General features: G+C 63.9%; 14 protein-coding genes. 10 read left to right on the top strand and 4 right to left on the bottom strand.

Annotated elements, in window-relative coordinates; genetic code table 11:
• Positions 1-448 precede the first annotated feature (448 nt).
• Positions 449-1,564, bottom strand: a complete 1,116-nt coding sequence (locus tag HDG37_RS08310; protein ID WP_184046010.1) for an AI-2E family transporter — start codon at positions 1,562-1,564, stop codon at positions 449-451.
• A 272-nt stretch (positions 1,565-1,836) separates the two neighbouring features.
• Here HDG37_RS08310 and HDG37_RS08305 point away from each other — a divergent pair, with 272 nt between their 5' ends.
• From HDG37_RS08305 to HDG37_RS08290, 4 genes are all read left to right on the top strand, one after another.
• Complete coding sequence (locus tag HDG37_RS08305; RefSeq protein WP_184045961.1) at positions 1,837-3,051, top strand: DUF2863 family protein; 1,215 nt, start codon at positions 1,837-1,839, stop codon at positions 3,049-3,051.
• A gap of 213 nt (positions 3,052-3,264) precedes the next feature.
• Positions 3,265-4,146 carry a response regulator transcription factor gene (locus tag HDG37_RS08300; RefSeq protein ID WP_184045959.1) on the top strand — a complete coding sequence of 294 codons (882 nt, stop codon included), beginning with the start codon at positions 3,265-3,267 and terminating at the stop codon, positions 4,144-4,146.
• A gap of 127 nt (positions 4,147-4,273) precedes the next feature.
• Complete coding sequence (locus HDG37_RS08295; protein ID WP_184046008.1) at positions 4,274-4,948, top strand: energy-coupling factor ABC transporter permease; 675 nt, start codon at positions 4,274-4,276, stop codon at positions 4,946-4,948.
• A gap of 174 nt (positions 4,949-5,122) precedes the next feature.
• Complete coding sequence (locus HDG37_RS08290; protein WP_184045957.1) at positions 5,123-5,740, top strand: BspC domain-containing protein; 618 nt, start codon at positions 5,123-5,125, stop codon at positions 5,738-5,740.
• Between the two features lie 111 nt (positions 5,741-5,851).
• On the opposite strand, the gene HDG37_RS08285 is transcribed toward HDG37_RS08290, so the two are convergent.
• Together HDG37_RS08285 and yaaA are read right to left on the bottom strand one after the other, a co-directional pair.
• Complete coding sequence (locus HDG37_RS08285; RefSeq protein ID WP_184045955.1) at positions 5,852-7,018, bottom strand: carboxypeptidase family protein; 1,167 nt, start codon at positions 7,016-7,018, stop codon at positions 5,852-5,854.
• Positions 7,019-7,069: 51 nt separating this feature from the next.
• Positions 7,070-7,852: a peroxide stress protein YaaA gene (gene yaaA, locus HDG37_RS08280; protein ID WP_184045953.1), complete on the bottom strand. Its 783-nt coding sequence runs from the start codon at positions 7,850-7,852 to the stop codon at positions 7,070-7,072.
• A 57-nt stretch (positions 7,853-7,909) separates the two neighbouring features.
• On the opposite strand from yaaA, the gene HDG37_RS08275 reads away from it, so the two are divergent.
• Positions 7,910-8,416, top strand: coding sequence for a putative toxin-antitoxin system toxin component, PIN family (locus tag HDG37_RS08275; RefSeq protein WP_184045951.1), 507 nt, complete (start codon positions 7,910-7,912; stop codon positions 8,414-8,416).
• 186 nt (positions 8,417-8,602) lie between these two features.
• A complete protein-coding gene (locus tag HDG37_RS08270) occupies positions 8,603-9,775 on the top strand; it encodes a pyridoxal phosphate-dependent aminotransferase (protein ID WP_184045949.1) in 1,173 nt (390 codons plus the stop codon).
• 109 nt (positions 9,776-9,884) lie between these two features.
• Here HDG37_RS08270 and HDG37_RS08265 read toward each other — a convergent pair whose 3' ends face one another.
• Positions 9,885-10,118: a hypothetical protein gene (locus HDG37_RS08265; protein ID WP_184045947.1), complete on the bottom strand. Its 234-nt coding sequence runs from the start codon at positions 10,116-10,118 to the stop codon at positions 9,885-9,887.
• Between the two features lie 127 nt (positions 10,119-10,245).
• Between HDG37_RS08265 and HDG37_RS08260 the strand changes: the two genes are divergently transcribed.
• Genes HDG37_RS08260 through HDG37_RS08245 form a run of 4 tightly spaced genes read left to right on the top strand, consistent with a single transcriptional unit; the run spans position 10,246 to position 14,452 of the window.
• Positions 10,246-11,802, top strand: coding sequence for a 3-hydroxyacyl-CoA dehydrogenase (locus HDG37_RS08260; protein WP_184045945.1), 1,557 nt, complete (start codon positions 10,246-10,248; stop codon positions 11,800-11,802).
• Positions 11,799-12,587, top strand: coding sequence for an oxepin-CoA hydrolase, alternative type (locus tag HDG37_RS08255; RefSeq protein WP_184045943.1), 789 nt, complete (start codon positions 11,799-11,801; stop codon positions 12,585-12,587). Before HDG37_RS08260 ends, HDG37_RS08255 begins: the two co-directional genes overlap by 4 nt.
• Positions 12,588-12,608: 21 nt before the next feature.
• Positions 12,609-13,325 (top strand): histidine phosphatase family protein, encoded by a 717-nt coding sequence (locus tag HDG37_RS08250; RefSeq protein WP_184045941.1) that lies wholly within the window; start codon positions 12,609-12,611, stop codon positions 13,323-13,325.
• 20 nt (positions 13,326-13,345) lie between these two features.
• Positions 13,346-14,452 (top strand): phosphotransferase, encoded by a 1,107-nt coding sequence (locus HDG37_RS08245; RefSeq protein ID WP_184045939.1) that lies wholly within the window; start codon positions 13,346-13,348, stop codon positions 14,450-14,452.
• Positions 14,453-14,477 lie beyond the last annotated feature (25 nt).

The following is a 14,477-nucleotide window of genomic DNA, read 5'->3' as shown; positions in this document are numbered from 1 at the left end:
CTCTCTCGAACCCGGTCGCTCACTCAACGTACTGACGATGATTGATCCGTCTTTCGACAGACAAACCTTCCTCCAATACTGTGTGAGGCTTCTGATACTTCTGCCTGACAGCAGATTCCGGAGAATCCGCCGACGCATTCCGCATCAAGCGCCCACACTTATCGACTGTTAGTTTTTAAAGATCGGTCCGCCAAACCCGCCGCGCCTGAACCACCACTACCCGGCACTGCTTCGTTTGCGTCGCTGCGTCTGCAGCAGAGAAGCGGGATTATGGAGAACTTCCGTCGGATCGTCAACAGGTTTTTATCACTCGCTTAACCTGCCCACGCCGCTGAAGCCCACGCCATCAAAGGCTTCCCGCTTCTGCGCACCCCGGCGTCCGGAGCACGAAAGAGCGGCATTTTAGTCGCCGCAGCCAGAACTTGCAAGCGAAATCATGGGGTTTTCCTTAGGGGATCTTTCCCATACGGCCCGGATCGTCTATCGATGGGGTTTTCACTTCGGGCGCCAGCGTCTGGGCGGCGGATGCGCCGATCGTCCAATCATGCAGCACGGTATAAGCGACCGCCAGCAACGTCGGGCCGATGAAAACACCAAGAAAACCAAACGCAAACGCGCCGCCGAGGATGCCGAGCATCACCAGAATCAACGGCATGTCACTGTTTTTGCCAATCAGGATCGGTTTGATGACGTTGTCGGCCATGCCGACTACCAGCAGGCCCCATATGACCACAAAAATCGCCCATCCAGTCGACCCGCCCTGATACAGCCAGATCGCTGCCGGCAACCAGACAATGACCGGACCGCCCGGCACCACCGACAGAAAAAACGTCACGAGCCCGAGCAACGCCGGCGCCGGTACGCCCGCCATCCAGAAACCGAATCCCGCGAGAACCGCCTGTACGAGGGCCGTACCAAGAATCCCGTAGACCACCCCCTTCACCGTGCTGCCCGCCAGCGCCAGCAGATACTCGGCGCGCTCACCGGCTACTCGACGCATGCCGGCGTTCAGCCAGGCGGCCGCCCCCTCGCCACCGGTATAAAAGAAGAACGCGAGCACGATGCTCAACGCCAGCAGCCCCAGCCCATGCGTCACCGCAAGCGCCGCCGCCAGAATCCACTTCCCAGCCGGCGCGGCGAGCGTGCGCAATTGCGCGATCAACTCGGAATTGCTGCTGGTCAAGCGCTCCCAAAAGGCCCCGATGCTCGAACCAACCAGCGGGATCCGCTGCACCCACGGCGGCAGATCGGGCAACCCCGACTCGAAAAGTCTTTGCACCAGCGCAACGATGTCGTGAACATGCGCGCCGAACGCGAAACCCGCATAGACGAACGGCCCGAGCACCACGACCAGAATAATCAGCACGATCAAGGTCGCGGCCAGCTTGCGCCGCCCGCCGACCACGCCAGCGAGTCGCCGGTAGAGTCCCCAGGAACTGTAGCTGAGGATGGCGCCCCACAGCAGCGCGGTCGTAAATGGCGCCAGCACCAGCAACGACCCACCCACGAGCACAATCAATGCGAATACCGCGGCAAGTCGCTCGATCAGTTGGTCAGATTTCACGATGAATCTCCTATTGCGCCAGACCGTGGCAATGACATGGCACACGCCCGTCAGGTGCCCGCTGAACGCCGTCAGTATAGAAGCGAGCTGGGCGTCCGGGGTGTCTTATACCATCCCGCAAGGGTGTTGCGAGTCGCCTGCGACTGTGCCGGTGGCGACCGCATTTTTTGAGATGAAAGCGCCCAAATTGCCCGGAGATTGCTGGCCAATCCATATAGCTGCCTGGAAAAGACTAGAATATAAGGTTCCGTGCCCCCAATTTTTCCGGATTTATGCGCTCGCGAATCACCAAACGTCTCCCTCCCGACGCCGACAAGCTCGTCGGTCTCTCGCTCGCGCTTTTCGCGTCGGGCAGCCGTACCGAAGATCGCTTCTGGGAAGCGAAGCTCGACGCGCTGCTGGCCAAAGTCGTGCGCAACGCCAACCAGACTACGCTGGACGCCGCGCTCGACCATCTTCAGCAAAACCATCCGGATGCCTACGGCGCGCTGGCCGACATGGCGGAAACGCACAGCGAATCGTTCGTGATCGAACATGAAGGCGTGTCTTATGAAGCGCTGCTGATCGCCGCGCCTGTGCTCGCCTGGACCCGCTACGTGATTCCGTCCGGCCCGCTCAAGTCCGACGCCGCCGACGCCCTGCGCGCACACCTGCAAGCGCACGTGCTCGCCGCCAACACGCGCGTGGCAATGGCTCCGTTCCTGTTCAGCATCGACCAGTTGCCGCGCCATCACGTCGAAACGTGGCGCATCGCCCAGCAACTTGCGCAAGCCGCGGTCAGCGGCGGCAACGCGAAGCTCAACTTCGGCGAACTGCCGGAGACCTCGCCGATTCTGGCGGACCCGCGCTTTCTGCTCGCCGTAGTCGCCGCTCCCGTCGGCGACGCGACGTTCCGCTGGCAGGAAGAAGAGCACGGCACTCGCATCGAGCGCGGCCAATGTCTCGAGCAATGGGCCACCCAAGGCGGCGCGAATCTGTCGGTCGTGCTGCCGGGCTGCGAATTCGAATGTCTGCTGCCGGATGCGTACTACTCGGCGTGCCGCGACGCCGATGAAAGTGTGCGTCCGCACACCGTGCGTACCGCCGTGCGTTATCTTTTCGACACTATTGGCGCGGCGCCGCAGGATCTGCGCGCGGTGGTCGCCGGCTTCGGCGAACGGCGCATCGACGAGTACCGCGTCGGCTTCACGCGCAAGGGCAGCAACGACGTGATCTACGGTGTCGTGTGGCCACTCTACGGCCGCGAAAACGGCGAGGGGGGAATCGACGAGGAGCCGGAGGAAATCACCGGCTCGGACGAACCGCTCGAGGAAATCGTCGCGCTGCTCAAGGAAACCGGTATCACGGATGTGCGCCGCCACGCGGGCCGCTTCGAGCCGGAATATTGCGACGACTGCGGCGTGCCGCTGTATGCGGACCCGCTCGGCGAAATCGTCCACGCGGAAATGCCCGAAGACGCCGAGCCCGCGCAACCCCATTTCCATTGACACCGAAGTCGACATCCCTGCCTTATCGCAAAAAAGCCCCGTATATATGGGGCTCATTTGTTGATTGTCCGCATTTCTTATGCCTTTTGGACAGCCGTCAAAACGAAGGGAATTTGTCATCATAGGCACGGTGACGCATCGCCGTGATCGAGTCAGCTCCACGAGTCCCACAGATGCGTCGCGCCATTTCGCCCGATACATCTGGAGACATGCATGCGCTTCGCGATTCTCAATTCAAACGCAGAACGACGTGATGGACTCAAGGCCTTGCTGCGGCAGATCGACCGGCTGGCACGCTTCACAGAAGCCGATGAATGGCGTCTGCTCGAACGTCCGTTCAAGCGTTATCGGCCTGATCTCGTCGTGATCGACTGGGAGGACTGGATGTCGGTTGCGCAGGTGCGCGCGTTGCTCAGCCACTTTCCGGACCTGCGCATCAGCGTGCTCACCGACGGGACTTTGCCCGCGCTCGTGCGCGCGCTGATGGACGAAGGTGTGCTCGGCGTTGTTCCACGCGACACCGATCCCTGCCTGATCGTGCGCGCATTGGAAATGGTGCTGCTCGGCGGTCACTACGTGCCGCCCGGCGCGCTGGCGATCGATCCGCCGCTGCCGACCGACACCGCGATCCGTACGTTCGACGAAGAAAGTCCGCCGCCCCGCCGCAACAAACTCTCGGGCGGGCTGTCACCGCGGCAGGAGCAGATCATGCGCTGCGTGCACATGGGCAGCACCAACAAGATGATCGCGCGCACGCTCGGCATTAGCGAAGGTACGGTCAAGATCCACCTGACGAGCATATTCCAGCAACTTGGTGCGCCCAATCGCGCCGCGGCGGTCGCGCTTTACAACGGATGGCTCACGAATCATTTGCAAGTGCTGCGCAACAACGGCGAGCACAGCGCGCGGCCGGTCATCCGCGGGCAGCCTGGCCCGGTTCCGCTCCGCCGCCGCACACGTGCGCGCTTCCAGTATCCGTTGCCGGGCAGCGACACCAGCAGCGCGCTACCGATGGCCGCGGAGCCTGCCACGTCGTACGGTGAGGCCACACCCGGCCGGCCCGCGCGGAAGTCGGTCGGGCCGGGTTCCGCATGACGCGGGGCGCGGGGCGCGGGGCACGCCGCGCGCATGGGTTGGAACGTCCGCATGCGCGCAGCGTCGAGGGTGGGCTGGCATGGAATCCGCTCACACCTTTTGTCGTCCAACGAGTAATATGAGACACATGGGTTTCCTCTACACACCGCTTCCGTTTTGGGTCGCTGTCGGTGGCTGGATTGCCACTGCGATGGTGATCGCGCTCGCGCTGTGGAAAAAACCTTTCAAAAGACTTCAGGACGGCACGCTCCAGCATGTCTGGCTCGCGATAATCGTCGCGGTGTCGGTGCTGTGGTCGAGCAACGCCTGGCTCGACGACGGCACCGTGATGCACCTGCTCGGCGCCACGCTCGTCGTCACGCTGTTCGACTGGGGGCTCGCCCTGATCGCGATGGCGGTGGTCGCGGGACTGGCCGCCGTCGTCTTCGATGCGCCGTGGCAGGGCATCGCGCTGACGTTCCTCGTGTACGGAGCCCTGCCCGTCGCCATCTCGACCTTGCTCCAGCGCATCTGCACCGCGTGGCTACCGCGCAATCTTTTCATGTTCATCTTCGGCCAGGGCTTCGTTTCGCCCGCCATTGCCGTGTCGTTGACGGCCGCGGCAGCGCTCGGCATCCATATCGTCGTGTCCGGCGGTTCGATGACCGTGGTGCCGGTCGGCTACGCGCTCAGCGTGCTGCTGCTCGCCACCGGCGAAGCATGGTTCACTGGCATGGCGACCGCGCTGATCGCGGTCTACCGTCCCGCATGGGTGACCACCTACGACGTGCGGCGCTATCGTCTGGGCGGCCCGCGCACCTGAGAATGCGCGCTTTGACGTCGCGTGCGGCGCATCTGTGATAATCAGCGCCTCGTCACTGGAGACTTTCCGGGCGTCCCCGCCAGGACAAGGCAGAATATTTGCAGCAACATTGAACTCAACCCTTACGCGGGGCATCTTATTTGCCTCATCTCCCATTTGCGTCTAAAGAACTAGATGGATCGCACCAATGTACCGAGCCGGTTGCTGCGGGTGATCGGCCGGTTGGCAGCCTGCGCAGCGAGTCTCTCGCTCATCTGCGCGGCTCCCGCATTCGCTGATCAGCTCGAACAGCACAACGACCTCGTCAACAGATTTATCACCGAAATGCACGCGGATCCGCTCGTCGCGGACTGCGCCGCGCATGGCGACTTCGTCGCGAGCACGTCGACCGCTTTCGACCACGTCGAATTCCCGTCCAGTTCGTTCGACAGTGCGCACTCGTCGGTCACGCCATGGAACGACTCGTTCGACGAAGGCAAGCAGCGCGTCAAGGTGGACAGCATCGTCACCGTCGAGGGCGTCGGCGTGCGCGAGGACAACTCGGGCGAGCCGGCCGATCTGAAATTCCGCTGCGGCTACGTCGGCTCGCAGATGCTCGCGTTCAGCTGGAACGATCCAGTACCGCCAAACCGCGCGCATAGCGCGGGATCGGGCAAGCACAAAGGCGGCAAAGGCAAGCACGCGGTCGGCGGCAAGACGTCGAAGAAGTCGTCGAAGACAGGCTCGGGCCAATCGTCGCGCACGACGTCGAGCAAATCGGCAAACAAGAGCTCGAAGAAGAAGAGCCAATGACATCTGGCGCTGATCGAGCCGCGCCACCGTCCGATCAGTCGCCCCAATAAAAAACGAGGCACGCACTTTTGCCGTGCGTACCTCGTTTTTTGTGTCCATCCGTCCGCTTCTTCAGGCGAACGTCTCCACGTGTCGCAGGATCGCTTGCAACATTGCGGCGCCAAGCGATGCGCTGCGCTCGCCGTTCCAGCCGACCCGCTCGTCGGGCAGATTTGCGTTGTCCTTGAACGGCATTTCCAACGTCAACGATAGACAGCCGAATTCGTTGCCGATGTACTTCGACGCGAGCTTCAACGCATCCTCGCGATACTTGCTCGCCGCATAGCCATACTGGTCCTGAAAATCCGGACTCGCGTGCTTGAACGCCTCGATGAACGCCGTCTGCTCGCGGCCCTGCCGCTCGGTGAAGCCCGGCAACATTTCGGAGCCCGCGACGAACACATACGGCAATGCCTCGTCGCCATGAATATCGAAGAACAGGTCGCAGCCTATCGCATGAATCGCGTCGCGCACCACCAGCACCTCGGGACTGCGCGCGGCGTCCGGCTCCATCCATTCGCGATTCAGGTTCGCGCCGGCCGCGTTGGTGCGCAGATTGCCGCGCACGCTGCCGTCCGGATTCATGTTCGGCACGATGTGAAACACCGCATGATCGTAGAGCTTGCGCGCGACCGGGTCGCCCGCCCAATCGCCCCAACCGACGAGGCGCTTCACAAACCCCTCGATGAACCATTCGGCCATCGTCTCGCCCGGATGCTGCCGGGCAATCAGCCAGATGTTCTTTTTCGGCGCGGCGTTGGCGGCATCGTTGGCGGGCGGCGTGCCGAGCGTGAGCAGCGAAATCGGTCGCCCTTCGACCGTCTTGCCGAGTTCGGTCAGCGACGCGTGCGGCATCTGCTGCACGGCGCCGAGAAATTCGGCATGACGCTCCTCGCTGTAAGGTTCGAAGTACGCGTAGTAGATGCTGTCGAAATCGGGCGTATGGTCGATCGTCAGCACGCGGCCGTCGTACGACGTCGGCACGCGAAACCAGTTCACGCGGTCGTAGCTCGCGACCGCCCGATAGTCGCGCCAGCCCTCCGCGAACGCGCACGCGGCGGCGTTCTCGAAGGTCATCACGCAGCGCTCGCCCGCCGCGCCCGACAGGCGGAAATAGAACCACTGCGCGAACTCGGCGTGGCTGTCGGGCCGTACGCGCAGGCGAATATTGCCGGCGTCCTCGCAGGACAACACATCAACTGCGCCTGCGTCGAAATTGCTCGTAATCGATAACGTCATCGGAGTCTTCCCTGCCTGAATTCACGCTGCCTTTTTAGCGCAGCGGCACGCTTATTCCGCAACGCGGCGGCGAAATACGAAAGTGGAGTCGTTCGAGGCTTCGGCACAGAACGCGTAGCCTTCGGTCTCGAAGTCCTTCAACTGCGCGGGACGATCGAGGCGATTTTCCACCGCGAAGCGCGCCATCAAGCCGCGCGCGCGTTTTGCATGGAAGCTGATGATCTTGTAGCGGCCGCCCTTCCAGTCTTCGAACACCGGCGTGACGACCGGCGCGTCGAGCAGCTTCGGCTTGACCGACTTGAAATATTCGCCCGATGCGCAATTGACCAGCACGCGCGAGGTGGCCGCATTCTTCTTCAACTGCGCGTTCAACGCGTGCGTGATCCGCTCGCCCCAGAACGCGTACAGATCCTTGCCGCGCGGGTTGACGAAGCGCGTGCCCATTTCGAGCCGGTACGGCTGCAGCAGATCGAGCGGACGCAGCAGGCCGTAGAGGCCCGACAGCACCCGCACGTGATTCTGCGCATAGTCGAGATCGGCCGACGACAACGTCTTCGCATCGAAACCTTCGTACACGTCGCCGTTGAAAGCGAGCACCGCCTGCTTGGCATTGTGCATGCCGAATTGCGGCGACCAGTCCGCGTAACGCTGAAAATTGAGGTGCGCGAGCTGATCGGAAATGCTCATCAGCGAAGCGATCTGTTGCGGCGACAAACGGCGCAGGCCGCTGATCAGTTCGGCGGCGTCATCGACGAAATCGGGGATCGTGTGCTTTTTGACGTGCGGCGGGGTGTCGTAGTCGAGCGATTTCGCCGGCGACAGAACGATTATCATAGAGGCTTGCAGGCACGCCGTGCCTGGCGGTCAAAGACGAAAGCCCGATTGTAACGAATGCCCGGTTCCCTCGCCTCAAGCGGCGCGTTGCGCGTCGTACTCGATTCCAATGTCTGGATCGACATACTCGTATTCGACGACCCGCACACGCGGCCGATCGCCGCCGCGCTCGAAAGCGGCGCGCTCGCCGCGCTGATCGACGCGCGCTGCCTCGCCGAGCTCGCCTACGTGCTCGACTATCCGCAGTTCGCGCACCGCAATGTCGACAAAGCCGCTGCGCTCGCGGTCGTCGCGCGGCTGGCGCAACTGGTCAAGCCGTGTGAGCCGACCGAGTCCGCCGCCGACGCGCGGCCGCTGCCCCAATGCAAGGATCGCGACGATCAGAAGTTTCTCGAGCTTGCGCATGCGGCGCAGGCCGACTGGCTCGTGTCGAAAGACCGTGCGGTGCTGAAGCTCGCGAAACGGATCGCGCGCGACTTCGGCTTCAGGATCGCGCAACCGGCACCGTTCGTCGCGGCAATCGGCATCGCGCAGAATGCTGGGGGCGAGCCCGTCAACGCGTGAATCCGACCGTCCGTGCGGCGCGTTGAGCCGAGCGCATGTTGAAGCTTCATCGCCAGGCGGCTTCTGCCGATCAACGTGACACCCGCGGCGCGCACAGCGTGTCGCGATTCCCTACAATCAGGCTTCGCCCTTCGCAACGACAGTTCGAGAACCGGCCCACCTTATCGCCCTGCTACCCACGACGCCATGAACGCACCGCACGACACGCCCACGAGCCCCACGTTTCCGTCTCGCCTGCCGAACGTCGGCACGACGATTTTCACCGTGATGAGCGCGCTCGCCGCGGAAAAAGGCGCGGTGAATCTGGGTCAGGGCTTTCCCGACTTCGCCTGCGATCCGCGCATCGTCGACGCGGTCGCGAACGCGATGCGCGACGGTCACAACCAGTATCCGCCGATGGCCGGTGTGCTGCCGCTGCGTCAGGCGATATCGGACAAGATCGCGAATCTGTACGGCCGCCACTACGACGCCGATAGCGAAATCACCGTGACCGCGGGCGCCACACAGGCGTTGCTGACCGCGATTCTTTGCACTGTCCATCCCGGCGACGAAGTGATCGTGATCGAACCGACCTACGACAGCTATCTGCCGTCGATCGAACTGGCGGGCGGCAAGCCGGTTTTCGTCACGCTCGATGCACCCGACTACGCGATCCCGTTCGACAAGCTCGCCGCCGCGATCACGCCGAAGACGCGGCTCATCATGATCAACACGCCGCACAATCCGACCGGCACAGTGTGGCGCGAACAAGACATGCGCAAGCTCGAGGAGATCGTGCGCGGCACCAACGTGCTGATCCTGTCTGACGAGGTGTACGAGCACATGGTCTACGACGGCGCGCCGCATGAAAGCGTCGCGCGTTATCCGCAACTCGCGCAGCGCAGCTTCGTCGTGTCGAGCTTCGGCAAGACCTACCACGTGACGGGCTGGAAAGTCGGCTATGTGGCCGCGCCCGCCGCGCTGACCGCCGAGTTCCGCAAGGTGCACCAGTTCAACGTATTCACCGTCAACACACCGATGCAGATCGGCCTCGCCGATTACATGAAGGACCCGGCGCCGTACGTGGAGCTACCGGCGTTCTATCAGCGCAAGCGCGATTTCTTCCACGCGGGCCTCGCGAATTCGCGCTTCAGGCTGCTGCCGTGCACGGGCACGTATTTTCAATGCGTCGACTATTCGGCGATCAGCGACCTGCCCGAAGCCGAATTCGCGCAATGGCTGACCGGCGAAATCGGCGTCGCGGCGATTCCGGTCTCGGCGTTCTATCACGAGGCGCACGAGTCGGGCGTGGTGCGCTTTTGCTTCGCCAAGCAGGAAGGCACGCTCGCTACCGCGCTCGAACGGCTCGCGCGGCTCTAGGATGCCTTGCGCGATGCCACGAACGAACCCACGTTACTTGCCATCGCGCTGCGCGGCACGGGTGTGCGCTTCGCAACCATGCGCGCTTCATGGCACTGCGCTCATTCCCTCAGGACGCACGCGACGCCGCGACACAGGCCTTGCGATCCTCCGTCACGCGCTGCGCAGCCGGCCGCGGGTTGATCGTCTTCACGTAGCGCTTCCAGTCGATCCCCGCTTCGAGCAGAAGATCGCGGCCGTAAATGGTCTGTGTCGCCTCCTCGAACTCGATGCCATGTTCGAGCAGCACGAACTTGACCTTGTTGTAGTAGTTGGACAGCGCAAAACCGCACAGCTTGATCATCGGGTGTCTCCTTGTGTCATGGTATGTGAAACCGCGCGTCGAGGTTGAAGCAGCGGCTTTCCATCGAATCATCCGATAAATTGCACGGTCGTGCTATTCTAAAATAACCATGGAGTCGGGCATCACAATGAACTCTCGCAATTTCAGCATCGAGACCATCGGCATCGTCGGCACCGGCGCGATGGGCCGCGGTATCGCGCAAATCGCGGCGCTCGCTGGCCTGCGCGTACGGCTCTACGACACCAACGCGGCCGCCGTCGGCGCCGCGCGCGACTATCTCGCGGAGACTTTCGCCAAATTGACGGCCAAAGGCAAGCTGGAGCAGTCGCGCTCGCTCGCCGCGCTCGCCAACGTGAGCGGCGTGCAGGCGATCAGCGAGCTGGTCGGCTGCGATCTCGTCATCGAGGCGATCGTCGAAAAGCTCGAGGTGAAGCAGGCGCTGTTTCGCGAGCTCGAAACCGTAGTCAGCGGCCGCTGCATCCTCGCGTCGAATACGTCGTCGCTGTCGATCACCGCGATTGCCGCGGGCTGCACCGATCCGTCGCGCGTGGTCGGCTATCACTTCTTCAATCCGGTGCCACTGATGAAGGTCGTCGAAGTGATCGACGGCCTGCGCAGCGACCCCGAAGCCGGCGACGCGCTGATGGATCTCGCCCGCCGCATGGGCCACACGCCGGTGCGCGCGAAGGACATGCCGGGTTTCATCGTCAATCACGCGGGCCGCGGCATGAATACCGAGGGCTTGCGTGTGGCGGGCGAAGGCGTCGCGAGCTTTGCGGACATCGACCGCATCATGCGCGAGCAGGCCGGCTTTCGCCTCGGGCCGTTCGAGCTGCTGGACCTGACCGCGCTCGACGTGTCGCATCCGGTGATGGAGTCGATCTATCACCAGTTCTACGAAGAACCGCGTTACACACCGTCGCCGATCACGGGCACGCGGCTATCGGGCGGACTGCTCGGCCGCAAGAGCGGCGAAGGTTTCTATCGCTACGCGGACGGTAAGCAGCAGGTTCCCGCCGAAGCGCCCGCGCCGACCACGCTGCCGCAAAGCGTGTGGGTCAGCCAACGCTACCGCGACGCGTATGAGGCCGTCGTGCAACTGGTCGGCAAAGCGGGCGTAAAGCTCGACGAAGGCGCGACGCCCGCCGCCGGTTCGCTGATCCTCGTCACGCCGTTCGGCCACGACGCGACCACGGCCGCGGTCGACGAAGCGCTCGACGCGAGCCGCGTCGTCGCGGTCGACGCACTGTTCCCGCTCGTCGGCGCGCAACGCCGCACGCTGATGACCACGCCGGCCACGACACGCGCCGCGCGCGATAGCGCGCATGCGCTGTTCGCCGCCGACGGCATCCCCGTCACCGTGATCCGCGATTCGACCGGCTTCGTCGCGCAGCGGGTGGTCGCGACGATCGTCAACATCGGCTGCGACATCGCGCAAAAGCAGATCGCGACGCCGGAGGACATCGACCTCGCCGTCACGCTCGGCCTCGGCTATCCGCGCGGACCGCTCGCGCTCGGCGACGCGCTCGGCGCCAACACCATTCTCACGATCCTGCGCAACATGCACAGCGTGCTCGGCGAGCCGCGCTACCGTCCGTCGCCGTGGCTCGCAAGACGCGCACAACTCGGCCTGTCGCTCACGCAACGCGACGCCGCCGAGATTCCAACGGAGGCCCAATCATGAGCGCCGCCCTGCTCGCTTCACGCCCGGCCAGCAGCGAATCCACGCTGGTCCTCACGCTGTCGAACCCCGGTGCGCGCAACGCGCTGCATCCGGACATGTACGCCGCGGGCATCGAAGCATTCGATACCGTCGAGCGCGATCCGTCGATTCGCGCCGTCGTGATCACCGGCGCCGATAACTTCTTTTGCGCAGGCGGCAACCTGAACCGCCTGCTCGAAAATCGCGCGAAAGATCCCTCCGTGCAAGCCGATAGCATCGACCTGCTCGCTCAATGGATTGCGGCACTGCGGCTATCGTCGAAGCCGGTCATTGCCGCGGTGGAAGGCGCGGCGGCAGGCGCGGGATTTTCGCTCGCGCTCGCCTGCGATCTGATCGTCGCCGCGGACAACGCCAAATTCGCGATGTCCTACGCGCGCGTCGGCCTGACGCCCGACGGCGGCGGCTCGTGGTTTCTCGCCGAGGCGCTGCCGCGCCAGCTGGCCACCGAGGTACTGATCGAAGCCAAGCCGATCGGCGCCGCGCGTCTGCACGAACTCGGCGTCGTCAACCGGCTCACGAAAGCCGGCACCGCGCTCGATAACGCGCTCGCGTGGGCCGACGAGCTCGGCGCGATTTCGCCCAATTCGGTCGCGCGCATCAAGGGGCTGATCGCCGCGGCCGGTACGCAGCCGCTCGCGGATCATCTGGTCGCCGAGCGAGATAACTTCGTCGCCTCGCTGCATCATCGCGACGGTCTCGAAGGCATCACCGCGTTCCTCGAAAAACGCGCCCCCGTCTACAAATAAGCGACGAGAGAGCTGCCCGACATGCCCGACTACCAACTGCCGAAACGTCGCCGCATCTTCCTGATGCGTCACGGCGACGTCACCTACTTCGACGACTCCGGCCGCGCGATCGATCCTGAAACCGTGCCGCTGAACGCGAACGGCCGCGAGCAGGCGAGCGCGGCGGGCCGCATGTTCGCCGGGCAGCAGGTGCGCTTTGACCGCGTGATCGTCAGCGGCTTGCCGCGCACGATCGAAACCGCGCGGTGCGTGCTTGCCGAAACGGGTCAGCAGATCGAGCCCGAAATCGAGCCCGCGTGGCGAGAAATTCGCGGCGGACGGCTCGGCAGCATTCCGCCGAGCGATATCGAGGCGGCCTTTCTCGGCGTGTTCGACGGCATCGTGCCGGAGAGCATGCGCTTTCTCGACGGCGAAACGATCGGCGAGCTGTTCGATCGCGTGCTGCCGGCCGTCACGGCGCTGCGCGAAGACACGTCGTGGGACACCGCGTTGCTGGTGCTGCACGGCGGCGTCAATCGCGCGATCCTGTCGCACGCGCTGACGGCCGGCGGCCGCACGTTCTTCGGTCATCTGGCGCAGGCGACCGGCTGCATCAATGCGCTCGACGTCGGCGCCGCGCCGCGCGACTGGGTGCTGCGCATGCTCAACTATTCACCGCCGTCGCCGTTGCATCGCGACGTTCGCAACACCACGATGGAAATGCTCTACGCACAGTTCATCCGATACCAGCGTAGCTGACACCGAACTGGAGGAGACACATGGCGCAAGCCACGCAGACCGGCGAACCCGCACGCAGACAGGACTACTCGGCTTTCGAGGGCACCCGCCCGGTCAACGAGCGGCAACGCTTCGACAACGACGCGCTCGCCGCGTGGCTGGCCGGACATGTCGACGGATTCGAGGGGCCGCTCACGCTCGAGCAATTCGCGGGCGGACAATCCAATCCCACGTTCAAGCTGATCACGCCGTCGCGCGCGTACGTGATGCGCGCGAAGCCCGGGCCCGCCGCGAAGCTGCTGCCGTCCGCGCATGCGATCGAACGCGAATATCGCGTGATGCACGCGCTCGCCGACACCGACGTGCCGGTCGCACACATGCTCGCGCTGTGCGAGGACGAAAGCGTGATCGGTCGCGCGTTCTACGTGATGGAGTTCGTGGAAGGTCGCGTGCTGTGGGATCAATCGCTGCCCGGCATGACGCCCACCGAGCGCGCGGCGATCTACGACGAAATGAATCGCGTGATCGCGGCGTTGCACAGTGTCGACGTCGCCGCCGCCGGCCTCGCCGACTACGGTAAGCCGGGCAATTACTTCGCGCGCCAGATCGGCCGCTGGAGCAAGCAGTATCTGGCGTCCGAGACCGAGCCGATCGACGCGATGCACCGGCTGATCGAATGGCTGCCGCAGCATATGCCGGCCGAAACGAACCAGCGCGTGTCGGTCGTGCACGGCGACTACCGGCTCGACAATCTGATTTTCGATCGCAACGAGCCGCGCGTGCTCGCGGTGCTCGACTGGGAACTGTCGACGCTCGGCGATCCGCTCGCCGACTTTGCTTACCACTGCATGGCGTGGCATGTCGACCCCACGCAGTTCCGCGGCATCGCGGGACTCGATTGGGCCGCGCTCGGCGTTCCCGATGAAGCGCGGTACGTCGAGCGCTATTGCCAACGCACCGGTTTCGAGATTCGTGGCGACTGGAATTTCTATCTGGCCTACAACATGTTCCGCATCGCAGCGATCCTGCAAGGGATCATGAAGCGCGTCGTCGACGGTACCGCATCGAACGCGCAGGCGCTCGACGCCGGCCGGCGCGCGAAGCCGATGGCCGAACTCGCCTGGCACTATGCGCAGAAGGTTCTCTAGACACAAGGGCGCGCCCTGCTCCCCA

The sequence above is a fragment of the Paraburkholderia sp. MM5384-R2 genome (assembly GCF_014201025.1).
Taxonomy (GTDB): Bacteria; Pseudomonadota; Gammaproteobacteria; order Burkholderiales; family Burkholderiaceae; genus Paraburkholderia; species Paraburkholderia tuberum.
This window is presented reverse-complemented; position numbering and strand designations above follow the sequence as displayed.

Bases quoted from the DNA above. Each gene is read 5' to 3' on its own strand.
- HDG37_RS08300 (WP_184045959.1), top strand. From the start codon at position 3,265: ATGCGCTTCGCGATTCTCAATTCAAACGCAGAACGACGTGATGGACTC.
- HDG37_RS08260 (WP_184045945.1), top strand. From the start codon at position 10,246: ATGAACTCTCGCAATTTCAGCATCGAGACCATCGGCATCGTCGGCACC.
- HDG37_RS08290 (WP_184045957.1), top strand. From the start codon at position 5,123: ATGGATCGCACCAATGTACCGAGCCGGTTGCTGCGGGTGATCGGCCGG.
- HDG37_RS08265 (WP_184045947.1), bottom strand. From the start codon at position 10,118: ATGATCAAGCTGTGCGGTTTTGCGCTGTCCAACTACTACAACAAGGTC.
- HDG37_RS08245 (WP_184045939.1), top strand. From the start codon at position 13,346: ATGGCGCAAGCCACGCAGACCGGCGAACCCGCACGCAGACAGGACTAC.
- HDG37_RS08255 (WP_184045943.1), top strand. From the start codon at position 11,799: ATGAGCGCCGCCCTGCTCGCTTCACGCCCGGCCAGCAGCGAATCCACG.
- HDG37_RS08275 (WP_184045951.1), top strand. From the start codon at position 7,910: ATGCCCGGTTCCCTCGCCTCAAGCGGCGCGTTGCGCGTCGTACTCGAT.
- HDG37_RS08305 (WP_184045961.1), top strand. From the start codon at position 1,837: ATGCGCTCGCGAATCACCAAACGTCTCCCTCCCGACGCCGACAAGCTC.
- HDG37_RS08285 (WP_184045955.1), bottom strand. From the start codon at position 7,018: ATGACGTTATCGATTACGAGCAATTTCGACGCAGGCGCAGTTGATGTG.
- HDG37_RS08250 (WP_184045941.1), top strand. From the start codon at position 12,609: ATGCCCGACTACCAACTGCCGAAACGTCGCCGCATCTTCCTGATGCGT.
- HDG37_RS08295 (WP_184046008.1), top strand. From the start codon at position 4,274: ATGGGTTTCCTCTACACACCGCTTCCGTTTTGGGTCGCTGTCGGTGGC.
- yaaA (WP_184045953.1), bottom strand. From the start codon at position 7,852: ATGATAATCGTTCTGTCGCCGGCGAAATCGCTCGACTACGACACCCCG.
- HDG37_RS08270 (WP_184045949.1), top strand. From the start codon at position 8,603: ATGAACGCACCGCACGACACGCCCACGAGCCCCACGTTTCCGTCTCGC.